21 protein-coding genes are annotated in these 20,889 nt (G+C 64.2%); 14 read left to right on the top strand and 7 right to left on the bottom strand.

Annotated elements, in window-relative coordinates; genetic code table 11:
* Window positions 1-3: 3 nt before the first annotated feature.
* From AC3WW4_RS07205 to fabR, 4 genes are all read right to left on the bottom strand, one after another.
* On the bottom strand, window positions 4-525 hold the full coding sequence (locus AC3WW4_RS07205) for a GNAT family N-acetyltransferase (protein WP_488827700.1): 522 nt from the start codon (window positions 523-525) through the stop codon (window positions 4-6).
* Window positions 526-588: 63 nt separating this feature from the next.
* Window positions 589-1,149: a DUF4124 domain-containing protein gene (locus AC3WW4_RS07200; RefSeq protein ID WP_488827699.1), complete on the bottom strand. Its 561-nt coding sequence runs from the start codon at window positions 1,147-1,149 to the stop codon at window positions 589-591.
* A gap of 40 nt (window positions 1,150-1,189) precedes the next feature.
* Complete coding sequence (locus AC3WW4_RS07195; RefSeq protein ID WP_488827698.1) at window positions 1,190-1,915, bottom strand: P-loop NTPase family protein; 726 nt, start codon at window positions 1,913-1,915, stop codon at window positions 1,190-1,192.
* Window positions 1,916-2,016: 101 nt separating this feature from the next.
* Window positions 2,017-2,697, bottom strand: coding sequence for an HTH-type transcriptional repressor FabR (gene fabR / locus AC3WW4_RS07190; protein ID WP_488827697.1), 681 nt, complete (start codon window positions 2,695-2,697; stop codon window positions 2,017-2,019).
* Between the two features lie 111 nt (window positions 2,698-2,808).
* Here fabR and AC3WW4_RS07185 point away from each other — a divergent pair, with 111 nt between their 5' ends.
* Together AC3WW4_RS07185 and AC3WW4_RS07180 are read left to right on the top strand one after the other, a co-directional pair.
* Window positions 2,809-3,933, top strand: coding sequence for a ferredoxin reductase (locus AC3WW4_RS07185; protein ID WP_488827696.1), 1,125 nt, complete (start codon window positions 2,809-2,811; stop codon window positions 3,931-3,933).
* A gap of 14 nt (window positions 3,934-3,947) precedes the next feature.
* Window positions 3,948-5,063 carry a fatty acid desaturase family protein gene (locus AC3WW4_RS07180; RefSeq protein ID WP_488827695.1) on the top strand — a complete coding sequence of 372 codons (1,116 nt, stop codon included), beginning with the start codon at window positions 3,948-3,950 and terminating at the stop codon, window positions 5,061-5,063.
* Between the two features lie 92 nt (window positions 5,064-5,155).
* On the opposite strand, the gene pgl is transcribed toward AC3WW4_RS07180, so the two are convergent.
* A complete protein-coding gene (pgl, locus tag AC3WW4_RS07175; RefSeq protein WP_488827694.1) occupies window positions 5,156-5,887 on the bottom strand; it encodes a 6-phosphogluconolactonase in 732 nt (243 codons plus the stop codon).
* A 19-nt stretch (window positions 5,888-5,906) separates the two neighbouring features.
* On the opposite strand from pgl, the gene edd reads away from it, so the two are divergent.
* The 12 genes from edd to AC3WW4_RS07115 all read left to right on the top strand — a co-directional run bounded on the left by edd (window position 5,907) and on the right by AC3WW4_RS07115 (window position 19,817).
* Window positions 5,907-7,769, top strand: a complete 1,863-nt coding sequence (edd, locus tag AC3WW4_RS07170; protein WP_488827693.1) for a phosphogluconate dehydratase — start codon at window positions 5,907-5,909, stop codon at window positions 7,767-7,769.
* Window positions 7,766-8,419, top strand: coding sequence for a bifunctional 4-hydroxy-2-oxoglutarate aldolase/2-dehydro-3-deoxy-phosphogluconate aldolase (locus AC3WW4_RS07165; protein WP_488827692.1), 654 nt, complete (start codon window positions 7,766-7,768; stop codon window positions 8,417-8,419). Before edd ends, AC3WW4_RS07165 begins: the two co-directional genes overlap by 4 nt.
* Window positions 8,420-8,574: 155 nt before the next feature.
* Entirely contained in the window at window positions 8,575-9,906 is a 1,332-nt protein-coding gene (locus AC3WW4_RS07160; RefSeq protein WP_488827691.1) for a glycosyltransferase, read from the top strand.
* The gene (locus tag AC3WW4_RS07155; RefSeq protein WP_488827690.1) at window positions 9,893-11,128 is read left to right on the top strand and encodes an efflux RND transporter periplasmic adaptor subunit; all 1,236 of its coding nucleotides are present in this window, start codon (window positions 9,893-9,895) and stop codon (window positions 11,126-11,128) included. Before AC3WW4_RS07160 ends, AC3WW4_RS07155 begins: the two co-directional genes overlap by 14 nt.
* A gap of 17 nt (window positions 11,129-11,145) precedes the next feature.
* The gene (locus tag AC3WW4_RS07150) at window positions 11,146-11,862 is read left to right on the top strand and encodes an ABC transporter ATP-binding protein (RefSeq protein WP_488827689.1); all 717 of its coding nucleotides are present in this window, start codon (window positions 11,146-11,148) and stop codon (window positions 11,860-11,862) included.
* Window positions 11,862-13,022, top strand: coding sequence for an ABC transporter permease (locus AC3WW4_RS07145; protein WP_488827687.1), 1,161 nt, complete (start codon window positions 11,862-11,864; stop codon window positions 13,020-13,022). Before AC3WW4_RS07150 ends, AC3WW4_RS07145 begins: the two co-directional genes overlap by 1 nt.
* A 12-nt stretch (window positions 13,023-13,034) precedes the next feature.
* Window positions 13,035-14,201: an ABC transporter permease gene (locus AC3WW4_RS07140; RefSeq protein ID WP_488827686.1), complete on the top strand. Its 1,167-nt coding sequence runs from the start codon at window positions 13,035-13,037 to the stop codon at window positions 14,199-14,201.
* 1 nt (window position 14,202) lies between these two features.
* Window positions 14,203-14,961 carry a Crp/Fnr family transcriptional regulator gene (locus AC3WW4_RS07135; protein WP_488827685.1) on the top strand — a complete coding sequence of 253 codons (759 nt, stop codon included), beginning with the start codon at window positions 14,203-14,205 and terminating at the stop codon, window positions 14,959-14,961.
* Between the two features lie 196 nt (window positions 14,962-15,157).
* Window positions 15,158-16,360 (top strand): YncE family protein, encoded by a 1,203-nt coding sequence (locus tag AC3WW4_RS07130; protein WP_488827684.1) that lies wholly within the window; start codon window positions 15,158-15,160, stop codon window positions 16,358-16,360.
* 67 nt (window positions 16,361-16,427) lie between these two features.
* Complete coding sequence (locus AC3WW4_RS07125; RefSeq protein WP_488827683.1) at window positions 16,428-17,342, top strand: MBL fold metallo-hydrolase; 915 nt, start codon at window positions 16,428-16,430, stop codon at window positions 17,340-17,342.
* A 49-nt stretch (window positions 17,343-17,391) separates the two neighbouring features.
* Window positions 17,392-17,940 carry a hypothetical protein gene (locus tag AC3WW4_RS07120; RefSeq protein WP_488827682.1) on the top strand — a complete coding sequence of 183 codons (549 nt, stop codon included), beginning with the start codon at window positions 17,392-17,394 and terminating at the stop codon, window positions 17,938-17,940.
* Between the two features lie 542 nt (window positions 17,941-18,482).
* A complete protein-coding gene (locus AC3WW4_RS07115; protein WP_488827681.1) occupies window positions 18,483-19,817 on the top strand; it encodes an NRAMP family divalent metal transporter in 1,335 nt (444 codons plus the stop codon).
* 117 nt (window positions 19,818-19,934) lie between these two features.
* Here the strand turns inward: AC3WW4_RS07115 and AC3WW4_RS07110 are convergent, their stop codons facing one another.
* Together AC3WW4_RS07110 and AC3WW4_RS07105 are read right to left on the bottom strand one after the other, a co-directional pair.
* Window positions 19,935-20,414, bottom strand: coding sequence for a cupin domain-containing protein (locus AC3WW4_RS07110; protein WP_488827680.1), 480 nt, complete (start codon window positions 20,412-20,414; stop codon window positions 19,935-19,937).
* A 98-nt stretch (window positions 20,415-20,512) separates the two neighbouring features.
* Window positions 20,513-20,863, bottom strand: a complete 351-nt coding sequence (locus AC3WW4_RS07105) for an isochorismatase family protein (protein WP_488827679.1) — start codon at window positions 20,861-20,863, stop codon at window positions 20,513-20,515.
* Window positions 20,864-20,889 lie beyond the last annotated feature (26 nt).

Raw genomic sequence — 20,889 nt, 5'->3', positions numbered from 1 at the left:
GGACTAAGCCGTTGCGAGAAAGGCGGGATGAAAGGCGACTGTGCCTTGGGGCAGGTGGCCGCTGAACGAGAGTGTGAAGAACACCTCTGGCGGCACCCCCTCCAGCACCAGGCCAGTCACGTTCTGGAAACCGAACTTCGTGTAGTAACCCGGATGGCCTACCAGGCAACACCCTTGCGCCTGCATTGACTTCAGTCGGGCCAGCCCTTCGTGAATGAGGGCTTTGCCAATGCCTTGTCGCTGGTACGCTGGCAAGACCGACACCGGGCCCAGGCCATACCAGTGAGGCGAGCCGTCTGACAGGGTGATGGGTGAGAAGGCAATGTGCCCGACCACCGTCCCAGCCACCTCGGCCACCAAGGACACCGACAGGGCACCCGTCGCACGGAGCGCCGCCACCACGAACTGCTCGGTGTGGCCGCTGATCTCCAAGGGTTCGAAGGCCGCGATGGTGACAGCGGTGATGGCCTGCACATCGGCCGCGGTCTCGTCCCGGAGGGTGATGGGCTGACCTTGATTCGTCACACAGCACGTCATCGTTGAACCTCTGGGATGGATTGCAAACCTTCGTTGAATGGATGCCTCGCCTCAGCGGCGGCGCCCCTTCATCATGGTGGCCATCGCCGGATTGGGCGGCGCGCCGTCCAGGCTCTTGCCATTCACCGTCAAGCCGCTGACGGATGCCACGACCGCCGTCTGCGCAGCGCTGAGTGCGACGACGCGGTGAACCACATCGGCCCAGTCACGGAAGCGGCCATTGTTTCGCTCGGCCAGAATCTGCGCGGCGGCTTTCTCGCCAACGACCCCTTGCAAGTCAGCTTGTGACGCCTTGTTGATCTCGACCAGGGATGTGCCGGCTTGGTCTCTTGTCGTGCCTGTTGACGCGGTCTCCATGCCTCGTCCAACCACCCCTGCTTTGTCTTTATCGGAGATGGCTGGTTTGACACCCTTGACGGCAATTTCGGAGCTGGCACTGGTGTGCGGGCAAGCTCGCTCCTGAAAGCTGATCTTCCCAGCTGCGTCCACGCACTTGTACAGACCCGCATGGCTGGCAAACGGTGTCGCCACCAGAGTGAACGCGGTGAAAAGGCTCGCAAGGTTGAACTGCACTTCAAACGACTCCAAGACGATCGGCTTTTTTGCTTCCAACCCGATTTGACCTCAAAACGCGCCCATGAGGCAGCGCAGGTCAGGCATCGGCCTTGGCAATCTCCGAAAAGGCGTGGTTCAACCACATTTTGACGCGCTGGCGGTCCATCAAGCCTAGCCCCGCACCGGCGCCCGAAGCGTCACTCTTGGCGGCCCAGAAGCTGCTGTTGGCCGCATCGATTTTCTGCACCGCTGCATCGTGCAACCGCTTGAGGGTGATGACTTTGGCACCCAGTTCCTGGGCGCGGGCCAATTGGCCAGATCTCTCCAACATGCTGAAGTCGTCCCCACGCAATTGGTTGAGAACCAGAACGTAATGCAGACGCGGGCCAAAACGGTCCAGCAAAAGGGTGAGCAGGTCCACGGAGTCGCGACCTGCGTCCATCACATGCCAGTAGCAAAGTGAAATACCCGACAGATCGGCCATGTCGAGCACACCCGACTCATCCATCCACTTCACCAGCGGTTCATGCGTCTGGGCGGCCAAGTCCACCAGCACACGACGGCCAGCTTGCTCGACCGCGCACTCGATGATCTGATCGAGTGCCTCGTAACGGTCCACCAGCACGGGTGAAGCGTAATCGGCATAGAAGCGCATCAACGCGCCGTGCGATCGGTCGGTATCAAAACCGACAAAGGGCCGTTGCTGGTCAATGAAATACTGGGCAAGCAGGCGCGAGACCATGGACTTGCCCACCCCGCCCTTTTCTCCACCAATCAGGTGAATCTTGGAAAGGGTCACGGAGTCGAGCGTGGGAACAAGCATGGTGGCGTCTCAGCAAAGCAAAATGAATGTGAAACGTCAAGCAAGTGTTGCGCCACTTCCCGTGTCCAGCCCCTGTGCATGCCCGCTTCGCAGATTGGCGCTCAGCGCTCCGTCACCCCGGTTACCGCCAGGGTCTGCGTGCCCGTCACAATCATCCGCACCATCAGCACCAGTTGCTCGGTCAGCTCATCGAGCTTCTCGGGCGGCGCGTCCATCACCGTGGCGCCAATGGCAAACACCAGGCGGGTGATGGCTTTGGCAGTCAGGGCCGGCTCGAACAGACCGGTCTGGTTGAGCTCGGCCAGGCGAATCAGGTCCAGGCGCAACTCTTCTTCAAAGTAGTTCAGCTGGCGGTCCACGGCCTGTTTGAAGGCGTCGGAGCCCACCGAGCCTTCGCGCAGCAACATGTGCAGCAGCTTGTCGTCACTGCGAAGCTGCTCCATGAAAGCCTCAACCGAGCCCCGCACCACGCTGCGGTCGGCGCTCGCGCGCTTGCGGGCCTCGCCGATGATCTGGCGCAGCGACTGCCCTGCCCGCTCGATCAAGGCCACGGCCAGCTCGTCCATGTCCCGGAATTGTCGATAAAAGCTGTTGGGGGCTATACCGGCCTCGCGCGCCACCTCGCGCAAACTCAAGGATGAGACGCTGCGGTTGGGCCCAGCCAGCTTGAGCGCTGCCTCGATGATGTCATCACGTGAAATGACGGCTTTTCGCCCCGGGGTGCCTGCCGCCAGTGGCTTGTTCACATGGGTGTCAGATGGAACGGTCAGGATATCGCTCATGTATGAGGTGGCCAAGGCAACATCATATCGCCCAGCAATTAATGCACAAGTGTATAGACAAATGTTCGTGTGTGCGTATACTTCAACCATCAAGATTCAAAAACCGCCTCTGTGACCGTCTCCTTCTCAGCTTCTCGTGGCCAGGCCAATGTGGCACCCAGCGCCTTGCGCAAGGTGGTGGCGCCTTTTGTGAATCCGGGCATCTTCGACTTCTGGGTCAGCAAGCTGAACCCGGCCTGGTCGTGGGACCGCCCTCTGGCCCGCGTGGTCGAGCGCAAGGTCGAGGCACTCGACACCGTCACCCTGGTGCTCAAGCCCAACGCGCACTGCGGCAAGTTTGTCCCGGGTCAGCACATCAACGTCACCGCCGAGGTCAACGGCCGCCGCACCACGCGCAGCTACAGCCTCACGGGCATTCCGCGCCGCGATGGCCGCCTATCGCTCACCATCAAGCGTGTGGACAAGGGCGTCCTCAGCACCCACCTCGTGCAACACATGCAGGTGGGCGACGTGCTGGAACTGGGCCCCGCCTTTGGCGAGATGACCTTGCCTGCCAAGCCCGAGGGCGAGTGGCTGTTCCTGGCCGCCGGCAGCGGCATCACCCCCTTGATGAGCCTGACGCGCAGCCTGGCCGCGCAAAACATGCCGGTGGACCTGACCCTGATCTACTGGGCCAAGACACGCGCCGAGCTGTGCTTCGCCCGCGAGTTGCGCGAGCTGGCCAAGCAGTTCCCCCGCTTCAAGCTGCAGTTCGTGCTGGAGAACGAAGCGCAGTTGCTGCAAGGCGAAGAGTCGGGCCTGATCAGTGCCGAACAACTGGCCCGCGTGGTGGGCAGCCTGTCGGCCAAGCAGGTGTACGCCTGCGGCCCCAGCGGTTTTGTGGATGCCGCCCGCAGCCTCACCGAAGGCCAGGTGCGCAGCTTCATGGCCGAGGGCTTCACGCCCATGGCACCCATCACGGTGGCCGACGCCGCCACGGCCACGGTGAAGGTGCACCTGTCGGCCAGCGGGCGTGACCTGGAAATCCCCACCAACCTGTCGATTCTGGATGCCCTGGAAGCCCAGGGCCTCAAACCCAAGGTGGGTTGCCGCATGGGCGTGTGTCACACCTGTGTGTGCACGCGCGCCGAAGGCACCACCCTCGACCTGCAGACGGGCGAACAAGACGCCCAGCCGGGCATGGACGTGCGCATTTGCATGACGCGCGCCCGCACCGACCTCACGCTTGACCTGTGAAAGTGATTGCCGACATGAGCAAACCGACCAGCCGCGTTCTGAGTGGCGACGAACTGGAGCGCTTCGGCGCCGAGATTGATGCCCTGCGCGCCCGCACCGTGGCCGACCTGGGCGAGCGCGATGCGCGCTACATCCGCAACGTCCACAAGGCTGTGCGCTATTCCGAGATCCTGGGCCGCGCCCTGCTGATGGTGGCGTGGTTCCTGCCCGAGGGCTGGGTGTTCGGCACCGCGGCGTTGGGCGCCGTGATCCTGGGCCTGTCCAAGATTCTGGACAACATGGAGTTGGGCCACAACGTCATCCACGGGCAGTACGACTGGATGGGTGACCCCCACCTCAATGGCAAGAACTTTGAGTGGGACATCATGGGCACCAGTGAGAACTGGCGCAAGACGCACAACTTCCGTCACCACACCTACACCAACATCCACGGCATGGACGAGGACTTGGGCTATGGCGTGTTGCGCCTGTTCCCTGAGCAGAAGTGGCACCCGGCCCGCCTGGGTCAGCCGATCTACGCCATCATCTTCGCCATCCTGTTCGAGTGGGGCGTGGCCATTCAAGACCTGCGCCTGGGCCGCTGGTTGACCGGCCGCGTCACGAACAAGCAGATGTTCCAGATCTCGCGTCCGGCCCTGTTGAAGATGCGCCGTCAGCTGGTCAAGGACTACCTGATCTGGCCGCTGCTGGCCGGCCCCGGTTTCCTGGTGGTACTGGCCGGTAATGCTGTGGCCAACGTGATCCGCAGCCTGTGGACCTACACGGTCATCTTCTGCGGCCACTTCACGACCGATGTGCAGACCTTCCCCAAGAGCGTGCTGAAGAACGACAACCGCGCCCACTGGTATGTGCGCCAGGTGGCGGGCTCGTCGAACCTGAGTGGCGGCTTCTTGCTGAACGTGATGACGGGCAACCTGAGCCACCAGATTGAACACCATCTGTTCCCGGATGTGCCGGCCAACCGCTACGCCGAGATGGCCGTGCAGGTGCGCGAAATCTGTGCTCGCTACGGCCAGTACTACAACACGGGCTCGATGGTGAAGCAGTTTGGCCAGGTGATGTGGCGCATCCTGCGTCACTCCTTCCCCAGCTCGCCGGCGCGCACCTTGCGCCCGAAGATGGCGAAGTAAGCACTTCTCGCTCACCTGCCAACCGCATCTGTGCCACCCGCCAGATGCGGTTTTTTCTTGCCTGCTCGGCGGGTTGGCTCAGCCCGGCAAGGTCAGGCGTGGAAGATGTGGCAAGGCACGGCGTGCTGTTGCAGCACGGCGCGAATGGGGTATTCGGCCACGTCGCCGGGCAGCATGGCCTGGTGCAGCAACTCCAGCTTGTCTTCGCCGGTGAGGTGGACGATGAGCTGGCGGGTGTCGAGCAAGGCACGGCGTGTGAGGCTCACGCGGGGCACGGGCACATTGGGGGGCATCGGTGCCCCCACGGCCAAGCAGCGCGCCGGGGCGGCGTCGATGAGGGCATAAGGCAGCTCGGGCGCATCGGGGAACAGCGAGGCGGTGTGACCGTCGCTGCCCATGCCCAGCACCACGGCATCGGCCGGCCAGGGCAACGCGGCCAGGGTGGCCTCCAACGCGGGCACACCTTCGGCATGCGTGGCCGCGCCGTTGTACAGGGGCACGAAGCGGGCGGCCGCCGCCTGTGCCTTCAACAGGTGGGTACGCACCAGGGCTTCATTGCTGTCAGGGTGATCCGGTGGCAGCCAGCGTTCATCGGCCAGGGTGATCGTGACGGCCGACCAGTCGAGCGCGCAGCGGGCCAGGGCCTGGAAAAACGGCACCGGCGTGCTCCCGCCGGAGACGATCAACAGCGCCCGGCCGCGCTCGGCCAAGCCCTGGCGCAGCAGAGCGGCCACATGGTCGGCCAAATCCAGTGCTAGCAGGGCCGGGTCGGCCGCGTGGTGAAAGGTGTGGTGGAGAGAAGGGGGACAGGACAGGTCAGGCATCGGCCCATCATAATGAGCCATGCCTACTGCACCTCAGCATCCCCCTCTTCACGACACGGTGCGAGCGGTGACCGACCGCATCCGTGCGCGCAGCGCTGCCACCCGCGTGGCCTACGTGCAGCGCATTGACGCGGCGGCGCGAGACGATTCGGTCGAGCGATCGCACCTGGGGTGCACCAACCTGGCCCACGGCTACGCGGCGGCCCCCAAGGGCGACAAGATCTGGCTGCGCCAACAGCGCGCGCCCAACATCGCCATCGTCTCCAGCTACAACGACATGCTCTCGGCCCACCAGCCGCTGGCCGCGTACCCGGACTGGATCAAGCAGGCTGCGCGCGACGTGGGTGCCACGGCACAGTTTGCCGGGGGCGTGCCCGCCATGTGCGACGGGGTGACGCAAGGCCAGGCGGGCATGGAGCTGTCGCTGTTTTCGCGCGACGTGATCGCCATGGCCACCGCCGTGGCCTTGTCCCACAACATGTTTGACGCCACGCTGTGCCTGGGCGTGTGCGACAAGATCGTGCCGGGCCTGCTGATTGGCGCCCTGAGCTTTGGCCACCTGCCGACCATTTTTGTGCCCGGCGGCCCCATGGGCACGGGCCAGAGCAATGAAGAAAAGGCCAAGGTGCGCCAGCGCCACGCGGCCGGCGAGCTGGACGATGCCGCCTTGCTGGCCGCCGAAGAAAAGTCGTACCACGGGCCGGGCACCTGCACCTTTTATGGCACGGCCAACAGCAACCAGATGCTGATGGAGATCATGGGCCTGCACCTGCCGGGCACAGCCTTTGTCTCGCCTGGCACGGCCCTGCGCGAGGCTTTGACCCGCGCCTCGGCGCAGCGTGTGGTGCAGCTCACCCGGCACAGCACGCAGTTCACGCCCGTGGGCCATGTGGTGGACGAACGCGCCGTGGTCAACGGCATCGTGGGCCTGGTGGCCACGGGCGGCTCGACCAACCACACCATGCACCTGGTGGCCATCGCACGGGCAGCGGGCATCATCATCAACTGGGATGACTTTGATGCGCTCTCCAACGTCGTGCCGCTGCTGGCACGTGTCTACCCCAATGGCAGTGCCGATGTGAACGCCTTCCAGGCCGCAGGCGGCGTGGCCTTGGTCATCCGCGAGTTGCTGGGCGTGGGCCTGCTGCACGCCGATGTGCGCACCGTAGCCGGGTCCGAGGGCCTGTGGCACTACACACAGCAGCCGGTGTTGCACAACGGCAGCCTGTCCTGGGTGGACGCGCCCGCGCACAGCGGCGACCCCAGCATCATCGCCACCGCGCAGGCGCCCTTCTCGCCCGATGGCGGCCTCAAGCTGCTGCAGGGCAACCTGGGCCGCGCCGTCATCAAGGTGTCGGCGGTGAAGCCCGCGCACCGCGTGGTGGAAGCCCCCGCCCTGGTGCTGCGCGATCAACATGAGCTGCAAGAGGCCTATCACCGGGGCGAGTTGCACCGCGATCTGGTGGCCGTGGTGCTGGGCCAGGGCCCGCGTGCCAACGGCATGCCCGAGCTGCACGCCCTCACCCCGCTGCTGACCAATCTGCAAGACCAGGGCTTCAAAGTGGCCCTGGTAACCGATGGGCGCATGTCGGGGGCCTCGGGCAAGGTGCCTGCGGCCATCCACGTGACGCCGGAGGTGCTGGCAGGCGGGCCACTGGGCAAGGTGCGCACGGGGGACCTGATCCGCCTGGATGCCGATGCGGGCACGTTGAACGCCCTGGTGCCCGAGGCCGAGTGGGCCGCCCGCACCCCCATCGAGCTGGATGTGAGTCACTACCATGTGGGCACGGGGCGCGAGCTGTTTGCCGGCATGCGGCAAAGGGTGAGCGGCGCCGAGCAAGGCGCGATGACATTTGGCTGGACGGAGCAAGGCGAGACATGAACACAAACGAGCTCACGCTGGAGATGGCCCTGACGCGCGGCCCGGTGATTCCGGTGCTGGTGATTGAGCGGGTGGATGAGGCCGTGCCCCTGGCACGTGCGCTGCTGGCTGGCGGTGTGCAGGTGCTGGAGGTGACGCTGCGCACCCCAGCGGCGCTGGACGTGATCCGCATCCTGGCGCACGAGGTGCCCGAAGCCCTGGTGGCTGCGGGCACCGTGACCACGCCCGAGCAATGGGAAGCCGCCGCCCACGCAGGCGCGCACCTGGCGGTGTCGCCGGGGCTGACGCCGCGCCTGCTCAGCGCACTGCGCAGCGGCCCGCCCACCCCATTGCTGCCCGGCGTGGCCACCGCCTCCGAGTTGATGACCGCGATGGACGCGGGCCTGAGCCACTTCAAGTTCTTCCCCGCCCAGCAAGCCGGTGGCGTGGGCATGCTCAAGGCCTTCCACGGCCCCTTTGCCGATGCGCGGTTTTGCCCGACCGGGGGCATCACCTTCGACACCGCAGCGAGCTACCTGGCCCTGCCCAATGTGGACTGCGTGGGCGGCTCCTGGCTGGCCCCGGCCTCGGCCGTGCGGGCAGGCGACTGGGAGCGCATCACCCAGTTGGCACGCGACACTTTGAGCCTGGGCGGCACCCTCACCGCCTGAGCCCAGGCCACGAACAGAGCACCCTCTTTCTGGGGGGGTGATCTGGCATTCCCTAACCGTGAAGCACTTCACGCTGGCGTAGTCTGACAACAAGCCCATCCAGTCTGGGTTGCCCCGCTGACACAGGGGCTGTTGACGACCACTCCAGAGGGCTCATGCCAAGCTTCGCGCCAGACACCGCTTCACGCCGCATCGTGCTGACGACCTTCGGCACCCATGGCGATGTCGTGCCCTTCATCGGCCTGGCCAAGCAATTGCAGGCGCTGGGGCACCGGCCGGTGTTGGCCACCTCCGACTTCTTCCGCGACCTGGTGACCGAGCACGGTGTGGAATACGCGCCCGCCGCCCCGCACCACAGCCAGCATGAGCGCGATCTGGGCTTGAGCCAGGCCGAGCGCCTGCAAAAGGCCTTTCACCCGTTGCTGGGTGGCAAGTTCGTGATGGAAAAGCTGGTCTACCCCTACATGGACCAGATCTGCGCCGAGCTGGACGCGGCCTGCGAAGGCGCCGACCTGCTGGTCGCCCCCCCAACCACCCCCTGGGCCCACATGGTGGCGCACAAGCGCGGCCTGCCTTGGACCTCGGTCATCCTGCAGGCGCTGACCTTGAGCTTGCACAGCGCGCAAGACCCACCGGTGGTCTCCAACGCCCTGTCACTGCGCCCCTGGCCGCGCCTGCTGGGCGAAGAGCGCTACCGCCGCTGGTTCCGCACGCTGCGCAACACCGGCCGGAGCTTCATCAAGCCGCTGGACGACAAGGCCCGCGAATACGGCATGTTCGACCCCGCGCGCAACCCGATCTTCGAGGGCTGCATTTCGCCCCGGGGCAGCGTGGCCCTGATGGCGCCCGAGATGATGCGCCAGCCCATGCCCACCGACCTGCCTGGCCGGGTGGCCTTTGCCGGCTTCAACTTCTTCGATGGCAACACGGCGCCCTTGTCGGACGAGCTCGAAACCTTCCTTCAAGACGGCCCCCCGCCCGTGCTGTTCAGCCTGGGCTCCTCACTGTGGTTTCAGGCTGCGCGTTTTTACCCCGGCTGGTCCGCGTTGTGCCAGCGCCTGGGTGTGCGGGCCATTTTCCTGGCCGGCCAGAACGCGCTGCCCCCCCCCTTGCCTCCCGGCCAGATCACCGTGGCATGGGCCTCGGTGGGCGCGCTGTTCCCGCGCTGCCATGCGGTGGTCAACACGGCGGGCTGTGGCATTTCCTCGCAGGTGATGCACGCTGGGGTGCCGCAGTTGCTGGTGCCCTTTGGCATGGACCAACCCGACAACGCCGCCCGCCTGGTGCGCCTGGGCGCAGCCCTGAGCGTGTCGCCCTCCAAGGCACGCGGCAAAACCTTTGAGCGGGCCTTGCACCGCCTGATCCACGACCCCACCCTGCACGCACGCGCACGCCAGCTGCAGCAGGACATCAACCCGGAGTGCGGCACGATCACCGCCGCACGCCTGATCGCCCAATCTTGCCCCGACCGTCATGAGCAGCAGTGAAGTCCCCCAGCCCTCGGCCCTGTCCAAACTGAAGATCGACCGCAGCGCACAGGCCCCCGTTCGCAAGAAGTCCAACCTGACGCCCTGGGTGGTGGTCGGCGCCCTGGCGCTGGGCGCAGGCGCCTATGTGTGGATGCCGCGCGCGACCGAGGTGAGCACCACCTCGGTGGTCTTGAGTACCCCTTCACAGCAGTACGTGCAGCTGACCGCCTCCGGCTACGTGGTGGCGCAACGGCGCTCGGCCGTCGCGTCCAAAGCCTCCGGGCGGCTGATCGAGCTGAACGTGCGCGAGGGCTCCAAGGTCAAGCGTGGTGAGCTGCTGGCCCGCCTCGATGGCAGCGACATCCAGGCCGCCATCCTGGGTGCCGAGGCCGCTGTGCTGCAGGCCGAGGCCAACCACAAGCAACTGTGGGTGCAACTGATCAACGCCCGCGCCGAAACCGCGCGCGCGCGCAGCCTCGAAGGCCAGGGCTTCATCTCGCCGCAAATGGTGGACACCACCGTGAGCAAGAACAAGGCGGCTTTCGCTGCGGCGGCCGCCGGCCAGGCCGCGCTGGAGCAGGCCCGCGCCCAGCTCAAGGCTCAGAAAGTGGCCCTGGACTACACCGAAATCCGCGCCCCGTTTGACGGCGTGGTACTGGTCAAGAACGCCAACGTGGGCGACATCATCACCCCCATGTCCAGCGCGGCCGGCGCCCAAGGCGCCGTGGTCACCATGGCCGACATGAGCACGCTCGAAGTCGAGGCCGACGTGTCCGAGGGCAATCTGTCCAAAGCCCAGGTGGGTCAGCCCGTCGAGATCGTGCTGGACGCGCTGCCGGGCGTGCGCTTCAAGGGCCGCGTCTCGGGCATCGTGCCCACGGTGGACCGGGCCAAGGCCACGGTCATGACCAAGATCCGCTTTGAGCAGCTCGATGCCCGCATCCTGCCCGAGATGAGCGCCAAGGTCAGCTTCCTGTCGCAGAACATCAGCGCCGCCGACCAGCAGACCGTGCTGGCCGTACCCACCAACGCCATCGTCACCGAGCAGGGCAAGAGCCACGTCTACCGCCTGGCCACGGTCAACGGCAAAGAGGTGGCGCAGGCCGTGCCCGTCACCCTGGGGCGCCAGTTGGGCGACCTGCGTGAAATCAGCGGCGAGCTCAAGTCGGGCGACAAGCTGGTGGGCACCCCACCCGCCGGCCTGTCTGACGGTGCCCGCGTGCGCCTGGCCACGTCCTGAAGCGAGGGCGCCGCAGTATGAGCACCCCGCACGACGAGTCAAGCGACACCCTGATCCGCATCGACCACCTCACCAAGACCTACAGCCGCGGTGGCCAGCCCATTCCGGTGCTGATGGACATCAACCTGGAAGTGCGCCGCGCCGAGTTCGTCTCACTGATGGGCCCCAGCGGCTCGGGCAAGAGCACCTTGCTCAACCTGATCGCGGGCATTGACCAGCCGAGCTCGGGCACCATCCAGATCGCCGGGGTGGACATTGCCACGCTGGACGAAACGGCCCTGGCCGACTGGCGCGCCGCCAATGTGGGCTTCATTTTCCAGTTCTACAACCTGATGCCGGTGCTGACGGCCTACGAGAACGTGGAACTGCCCCTGCTGCTCACCAATCTGACCCGCAAGCAGCGCAAGGCGCACGTGGAGGCGACGCTGGAGATGGTGCGCCTGGCCGACCGCATGGACCACTACCCCAATGAACTGTCGGGCGGACAGCAGCAGCGCGTGGCCATTGCGCGCGCCTTGGTGACCGACCCCACGCTGATCGTGGCCGACGAGCCCACGGGCGACCTGGACCGCGCCACCGGCGAAGAGGTGCTGGCCCTGATGGACGAGCTGCACCACGACCTGGGCAAGACCATCGTGATGGTGACGCACGACCCCAAGGCCGCCTCCCGCGCCAGCCGCATGATCCACCTTGAAAAAGGTGTGTTGGTCGACGACCCAGCCGACGCGCACTGATGTTCATCTTCAAGCTCCTGCTGAAAAACGCCTTCCGGCACAAGCTGCGCACCCTGCTGACCATGGTGGGCCTGGTGGTGGCCATCAGCGCCTTCGGGTTGCTGCGAACCATCGTGGATGCCTGGTACGCCGGCGTGGAAGGCACCTCCAGCACCCGCCTGATCACGCGCAGCGCCATCTCGGTGGGCCAGCCGCTGCCGCGCTACTACGCCGAACGCATCCGCAAAATTGAAGGCGTGAGCGGCGTGACCTGGGCCAACTGGTTTGGCGGCATCTACCTGGACCGCCGCAACTTCTTCGCCCGTTTTGCGGTCGATGGCCCCAGCTACTTCGCCATCTACCCCGAGTACCAGATCAGCGATGCCGAGCGCATCGCCTTCATGGCAGACCGCCAAGGCGCCATCATTGGCCGCAAGCTGGCGCAGCGCTTTGGCTGGAAGGTGGGCGACACCATCCCGCTGAGCGGCACGATCTACCCGGGCAACTGGAGCTTCACGATCCGCGGCATCTACGCCTCGCCCGACCCGGCCACGGATGAGAGCATCATGCTGATGCACTGGTCGCTGCTGTCCGAGAACCTGCGCAAGCGCCTGGGCAGCACCGCCGCCGAGCAGGTGGCCCTGTACGTGGTCGGCATCAGTGACCCGAGCCGCGCATCCGCCATCTCGCAAGAGATTGACGCGCTGTTTCGCAACTCCAATGCCGAAACCAAGACCGAAACCGAGAAATCGTTTCAGCTCGGCATGGTCGCCATGAGCCAGACGGTGCTGATGGCCATTCGCGCGGTGAGCTTTGTGGTGATCCTCATCATCATGGCGGTGATGGCTAACACCATGACGATGACCGCGCGCGAGCGCCTGGCCGAGTACGCCACGCTCAAGGCCCTGGGCTTCTCGCCCGCCTTCGTGGTGAAGCTGCTGTTTGGCGAGAGTCTGATGATTGCTGTGATTGGTGGAGCGCTGGGCATGGCGCTGACCTTCCCGCTCACCGCCGCGTTCATGCAACAAACCGGCACCTTGTTCAAGGTGTTCGAGGTGTCGCACACCACCCTGCTCTATCAAGCGTTGGCGGCCCTGGTCGTGGGCCTGTTGGCTGCGGCCTGGCCTGCCTGGAAGATGTCGCGCATCGACATCGTGCAAGGCCTGCGCCACGTGGCCTGAGGCAGAACACCCATGCGAGCGATTCCCCTGTCTTACGTGATGCGCAACCTGTGGGTGCGCCGAGTGACCACGGCACTGACCGCCGGTGGCATGGCCCTGGTGGTGTTCGTGTTCGCCACCGTGCTGATGATGAGCGAAGGCATCAGCGAAACCATGGTGGCCACCGGCCAGCCCGACAATGTGGTGGTGATGCGCAAAGGCGCCGGCACCGAGATCAACTCCAACATCACCCGCGACCAGGCCAACGCCATCGACACCCTGCCCGGCGTGGGCACCGACAACCAGGGCCGCAAGCTGGTGTCGCGCGAGGTGGTGGCGCTCAACAACCTGCCCAAGCGCGATGGCACCACGGCCAATGTGATCTTGCGCGGCATGTCGGAGTTCGGCATCAGCATGCGGCCGCAGGTCAAGCTGATCGAGGGCCGCATGTTCCGGCCCGGCACCTCGGAGATCGTGGCCGGCAAGGCCGTGGCCAAGGGCTTTGCCGACGTCGAGGTGGGCCACACCCTGCACTTTGCCGGACGTGACTGGACGGTGGTGGGCATCATGGACGCCGAGCGCAGCGCCTTTGACTCCGAGGTGTGGGTGGACTCGCACCAGGCCATGCAGGCCTTCCGCCGCCCGGCTTACTCGACCATTTTGTTTCGCCTGTCGCGCTCTGATGCGTTGGATGCCGCCCGCCAGGCCGTGGACGCCGACCCGCGCCTGCAACTCGATGTGAAGCGCGAGACGCAGTTCTACGCCGAGCAGTCGGAATCCATGTCGCGCTTCATCAAGCTGCTGGGCATGTCGCTGTCGGTGATCTTTTCGATCGGGGCCATCGTGGGCGCCATGATCACGATGTTCGCGGCCGTGGCCTCGCGCATTGGCGAGATTGGCACGCTGCGAGCGCTGGGCTTCCGGCGAGAAGCGGTGTTGATCGCCTTCCTGGGCGAATCCTTGGGTCTGTCGCTGGTGGGCGGGCTGATCGGGCTGGGGGCCGCCTCGTTGATGCAGAGCGTGGACGTGTCCACGGTGAACTATGCGACGTTCTCGGAGATGGCGTTCCGCTTCCGGTTCACGGCCAGTGTGGCCGCGCAGACCCTGGCGTTTGCGCTGTTCATGGGCGTGGTGGGCGGGTTCATTCCGGCCTGGCGGGCGGCGCGCTTGAGCATCATCGAGTGCTTGCGGCAGGCGTGAGATGCATACCTTGGCCAAGTCAGACCCCAGGCATTACCTCCCGGTCCTGCAGAAAAGCCTGTGGTTCGCCAACTTGCCCCCACCGGCAGCGCAAGACCTGCTCCGTGAAGCCACGGTGTTGCACCTGAGCGCAGGTCAGCAACTGTTCCTGCGCGGTGACAGCTTCGATGGCATCTACTGCATCGCCGAGGGCGGTCTGCGACTGACCGGCATCGCCCCCAACGGACAAGAGAACCTGCTCAGCATGATCTCCCCACCCACCTGGTTCGGAGAGATCGCCTTCTTTGACGGCTTGCCACGCACCCACGACGCGCAGGCCGTGGGCCCCACTGTGCTGCTGCGCGTCTCGCCAGCTCGGCTGAAAAGCCTGATCAGCGCAGATCCGCAATGGACCTTCAGGTTGGCGGTCCTGATGGCTCAGAAAACCCGCCTGTTGTTCTTCGCCCTGGAGGCGATCACACGGCTGGACACGCAAGCCAAGATCGCGCGCGTCATCGCGATGACCCTGACCCAAGGAGGCACAGCGATGCCCGACCTGGCCGCCAGCAGCTCAGCACTGAACCAAGGCTCACTGGCCGAAACCTTGGGCATGACGCGTCAGACGGTGGCCGCTGGCTTGAAGGCGCTGCAAGACCAGTGCATCGTGAAGCTCGGCTACCGACGCATCACGGTGATCGACTGGGCACGCTTGTGCGACGTGGCCAAGATCGATGCCGAGTGCCAGGCGCCCGGCCTGCGCCGCGAAAGCCTCACTAGTTGACCGCCCCAAAGGCTCGACAACACCCTCCACATGAGGGGGAGCGCGTCGGTCTTGCCCCATCGCTAACCCGCAGATTGTTAAATTGATCACGTTATTCCGTGCCTCGTTTGATCACCATCGCGGCAGCCACCCGCCCAGCGTCGCAGAACGCCACATGGCCGTTGGCTGTTCGACCCCACAACCGAGGAAACATGGAATGACAAACAGAAACCATCTTGCTGCAGCGGGCCGTGTCGCCCTCGCCTGTGCCGCCCTGTTGCTGGGCACAGCCTCGAGTCCTGCCTTCGCCCAATCCAGCAAGAAGATCCTGGTGGTCGGCGACTCCGCCGCTGGCACCCTGAGCTTCGTGGACGAATCCACACTGACCCGACTGGGTTACGTCAACGCCATCCCTGACCTCAAGGAGCGCCTGGCCGACATGGACATCATCCGGCGTGCGACCTACGAGGTGGCCAAGTCCACCAAGGGGGGGGACCGCTTTGTCGATGACATCGCCGTGTCGCTGGATGGCAAGACCGTCTTCATCTCGCGCTCGAACCTGTCTGACGTCATCGCCATCGACCTCAGCTCGCCCGATCACCGCATCCTCTGGCGCTTTCCGATCCCCGGCATCAATGCCGACCACATGGGCATCAGCCCCGATGGCAAGCACATCGCCGTCTCGGCCACCAGCGCTGGCAACTTCTTCGTGATCGACACGGCCACGGGCAAGCAAGTGGCCAAGGTCCCGACGGGCGCTTTCCCGCACCAGAACGACTACTCGCCCGATGGCAAGTACATCTACAACTCCAGCCTGGGCATCATCCCCTTGCCTTACGCCTTGAACGGGCTCAAGGGCAAGAAGCAGATGACCGTGGTGGACGCCAAGACCTTCAAGGTGCTCAACACGTGGACCTTGCCCTACGGCATCCGCCCCAACGTCATCACCCGTGACGGCAAGCTCACCTACCTGCAGATGTCCTACCTCAACGGCTATGCCAAGGTGGACATGGCCACCGGCAAGGTGTTGAACAAGGTCGAGATCCCGATGAGCGATTACGCCAAGGCCAACTTCAAGACCAAGGACGACTTCCCGCTGAACTCGGCCTTCCACGGCATGGCGATCAATGGCGCCGAAACCAAGCTCTGCATGGCCGGCACCATCGACAACTACATCGTCGTCGCGTCCGTCCCGTCCATGACGACCGACCGCATCATCCCCTCGGGATCGAAGCCCTACTGGGCCAGCACCAGCTCGGACGGCAAGCGCTGCTATGTGTCCAACAGCGAGAGCAATGACCTGTCGGTGATCGACTTCGAATCGGCCACGGAAGTGGCCCGCGTGAAGGTGGGCCAGTACCCGCAGCGCAGCCGCCTGGCCACCGTGCCGCCGGCCATTCTGGACAACCTGAAGAACTGATCGCCATGGCCAGGGCTGGGGGCATGAGCCTCCAGCTCATTCGGCTGGAAGTCCAAGGAAAGTTTGCATGAAGTTCAAGTTGAGCCCACTGGCCGCCGCCCTGGTCCTGTGCGTGTGCGCACACCTGATCCCTGCGAAATCAGCCCAAGCCACCCCGTCCCTGCCCGCGCCGAACGTCGTGCAGGTGCCGGGTATCGAGCGCCACCAACTGGGCGAGGTCGAGGTGTTTGCCCTGTCGGACAAACGCTTCCGCGTTGATGCGACCCGGTTCGCCAACCTGCCGCAGAGTGAATGGCCCCAAGCCATGGCGCAATCGTTCAAGTCAGACCCGGGCTTGAAAGGCGTGACGGCGTACGCGATTCGCAGGGGCGGCACGGTGATACTGGTCAACGCCGGTCGCGGTGTGCGACAAGGCGATGACCTGGGCCAGGTCACCGAGAACCTAAAGGCTGCGGGCATCTCACCGGATGAGGTGTCAGCGGTGTTCCTGACCAGCCTGCATGCGGACCAGGTCAGTGGCCTGCTGGGCCAGGACGAGCAACGCCAGTTCAAGAATGCACAACTGTATGCCTCGCAAGAGGCCATGGTGCATTGGCTTGCCGACCACCACTACGTCCAGGCACCGGATGAGCAGAAGGTGTCCTTTGCGACCACGATCACCAGCGTGATGCCGTATGTCAAATCTGGCAAGCTGCAGCCGGCCGAGACCGGTGTGTCCTTGATGCCTGGCCTGTCAGTCTTGTCGCTGCCGGGAAGAACACCAGGAACGGTCGGCTACCTGATCGAGGCTGGCGGGCACAAGCTGCTGATCATGGCGGACGGAACGGCATCGCAAGCCGACCGCCGCCGAATCCTGAACCAGGCCGCGAAGCAGCGCTGGTTGGTGGCTGATGGTTACGCGCCATTTCCAGGCTTTGAGCTCGTCCAGGTCAAGGCGGGAGGGGCCTTGAGCCGCACGCCCTTGCGCGCCACGGCGAAATGATTCCGCGTCATCCCACTCCATCGTCACGCTCTTTCATGCGGGGTGTCTCATGAGCAAGATCCATTCGAACTGGCTCTCCCATCGCTGGCTTTATCTGACCGCGGCTGGGCTGTGTCTCGCCATCGTTGGGCATTTTTCGCTGGATCAAGGAGCCGAAGCGGTAAGCAAGATGGCGGCGCAGAACGTCTCCGCCAGCTCACTCCTGGGCACCTCTGGCGTCATGGGTGCCGCATCGGTGGTGGCGCCGGGTTTAGACGCCCCTGCCCCACAAGGGGAGGACGAGGGCGAGAACGGGAGCACGGCGCTCGAAACGGGGATGGAGGACTGGCAAAAGCCAGAGAACGTGGCCTTGCGTGCCGAGCTACAGCGTTGGTACGACCACCGCGAAGAGAGCAGCATGGAGCAACGACGAGCCGATGCCAGTGCCTTGATGGCACAGGTGGAGGCACGACAGGCGGCGGGCAAGATCAGCGAGACCAGCGCAGCCCTGGCCAAGCTGATGCTGCTGCAGGGGGCGCCCAGTGACGACCCACAGCATGCTGCGCGCCTGCAAGAGGTGATGGCGCTCCTGGCGGGGAAGCTTTCGTTTGGGGAGTGAGGCCGAGAAACGGGGACCAAGTGACCGCCAGCGATTGCTGACGGTCGCGGCCACACGCTGAACGCACGGTCTTGGCAACATTGCGGTCATTGGACAACCGCGCCCACAAAGCGGCGGAGATGACTGGTATCGAAGGTGCTGCCGACATCGCCACTGTCACTGCGCCGCCAACTCCGCTTCGGACGGCTAAATGACTGCTGACATTGAATACTTCGCGGGCCAGCACCGACGGTCAAGGGCTCGCGTCGTTGACGAGGTTTTCCAGTGACTGCGATAATGGTTACTTATCAACTTGACGGCATTGCCATGAACCCAGCACCTAGTTGCAGGCCTTCGCCGTCCAGTCTGTGAACTGTCGATTGAACATCGACGGCACGCGGTACCGGGCGGTGGGGGCAGAGACCTGACCATCCCCGGGACAGTGAATATCCGAGCAGCTTGCTGATGCTCGGTTCTCTCCCAGGGCACCTCAATAGCCTAGCGGCTCCAATGAGCCGCCGCATTCTTCCGCCACGCACATGCATGGCGGCGTGGAGAAGCCCGTGCAACAACTCATCGCCCGCAACCTGTTCCTGGCGGCACGCACAGTGGCGTCCGCTCGCCGGAAGCTTCCTGACCCCAAAGGCCTGGCCCGTCGCCTGGGGCCCGGCTTGATTACCGGCGCCGCTGACGATGATCCGAGCGGCATTGCCACCTACTCGCAGGCAGGCTCTCAATTTCGCTTCGGTCTGGTTTGGACGCTGCTGCTCACCACGCCCCTGATGATTGGTATTCAGATGCTGTCGGCGCGCATCGGCTGGGTGACCGGCGAAGGCTTGGCAACCAACATCGCGCGAGTATGCCCCCGCTGGCTCACGATGACCCTCATCGGACTGCTGGTCGTGGCCAACACCATCAACATTGCTGCCGACATCGGCGCCATGGCCGAAGCAACCAAGCTGCTGGCCGGCGGCTCTGCGCACCTTTACATTCTGGCGTTTGGTGCCCTGTGCGTACTGGGTCAAGTGGTGTTCTCCTACGAGCGCTCGGTGCGCATCCTGAAGTGGCTGACATTGGCCCTGTTCGCTTACTTTGCCGTCGTGATGGTCGTTCAGGTGCCCTGGCGGCAAGCAATGGTCGAATCGCTACAGCCCTGGCGCTTCTTTCCCCCGGGCGTGTCGACGAGCGACTATGCAAGCATGGTCGTCGCCGTCCTTGGAACGACCATCAGCCCCTACCTGTTCTTCTGGCAGGCCTCGCAGGAGGTGGAAGACAACCATCGCCGACCGGAGGCCGTCGCGTTGCGCTCGGAGCCAGCCTATGTTGAGGAGCACCTGTTTCGCATCAAGCAGGACACCTACGTGGGCATGCTGCTGTCGAACGCCATTGCCTTGTGCATCGTTGTCGCGACAGCCGTGACCCTGAACCTGCACGGCATCACCAACATCGAGACTTCGTCGCAGGCCGCCGAAGCCTTGCGGCCCGTTGCCGGGAACTTCGCGTTTGCGGTGTTCGCGCTGGGTATCATCGGCACGGGCTTGCTGGCCGTGCCGGTGCTGGCGGGTTCGGCGGCCTATGCCGTCAGCGAGGTGTTCGGTTGGCAGTCCGGCCTGTCGCGCGGCTTCCACGAGGCGCGCGGCTTCTACGCCATCATCATCGCGGCCACAGGTATTGGCACGCTGTTGAGCGTGTTCGAAGTCGACCCCATCAAAGCATTGGTATGGAGTGCCATCGTCAATGGCATCATTTCGGTCCCCATCATGGTCGTGATGATGTGGATTGGACAGTCTCGCCGCATCATGGGCGACTGGACGATGTCGGGGCGGCATCGCATGTTTGGATGGGCTGCGACGGCGGTCATGGCGATTGCCGTGACCGTGATGTTGGCGACTGCCTAAGCACCCAAGTTCTTGCTGCTGTGGCTTATGAAGACCTGAAAGTCGAACTGTGGCCGAGAAGTGCCAGCCTGAAGTAGTCAGTTAGCAGACAAGATCGATCGCCCGCTTCGCAGCTGTTCAGTAAGCCGTTCCGTCTTTATGCGTAAATCGCCATTGACCTCCAAGCAGTTCAGCCTTGAGGTCATCGTCTGGGTACGTACACTCATCTCCTGGCGTGCGGTCGCCAACCTCTAGATACACAACTTCTTCTGATGATTCATTGAGAAGATGGTGTGCGTTGCCACCTGCCGCCTTGAACCCGGCGCACATTCCTGGCGCCAGTTGTGTACGGCCCTCATCTGTGTGCAGGATCGGATGTCCTTGCAAGATATAGATGAATTCATCTTGCTTGGAGTGGGCGTGGCGAAGGGCGGAGACCGAATGAGGTGCAAGCCTCGTTAGGTTAACGCCGAAATTTGTGATTCCGAAGAAATCGCCAAGATGGCGCTTCTCCCTCCCGCGCATGCGAGACGCAAAGGGCTCGGGATAGTTCGAAGGCTTTGTGCGAGCCGGAACATCCATCGCGTAAACAACGCCATTTTTTGCTTGATTACTCATGTTGCGCTCAATCATCGTGCTTGATTCAGGGCTGGTGCCGTGTAGTCGCTAACGGCGATGGATTGAGATGCCTGTTAGCTCTATGGCATTGTGCATATTCATTGAACAGCGGCGACGCCTGAGCCGGCGCTGGCGGAGAGCCGCCACTGTGCAACGACCTCGTTGACCGATGCCACCGAGGCATGCCGATCAGCCAGTGCTGCCAGTGTGGTCTGGTGGATCACATCGGCAGGGATGACCGTGCCATCAGCGACAGGCAAAGCGCGCGTGGCGCAAGCATCACCGGCGATCACCACCTGAAAGCCTAAGTGCATGGCCTGTCGTGCTGTGCTGTCTACACAGTTGTGCGTCATACACCCGGCCAGCACGATGGTGTGGACCGCACGCTTCCGAAGCTCATACAGCAGATCAGTGTCGTGAAAAGCCGATGGCCGTAAGCGTCCGACCAAGGCCCAACTGGGCAGCGCACGACTGG

It is taken from the genome of Aquabacterium sp. TM01 (assembly GCF_057808345.1).
Note: the sequence above shows the minus strand (reverse complement) of the source record. Positions and strands in the feature narration are given on the sequence as shown.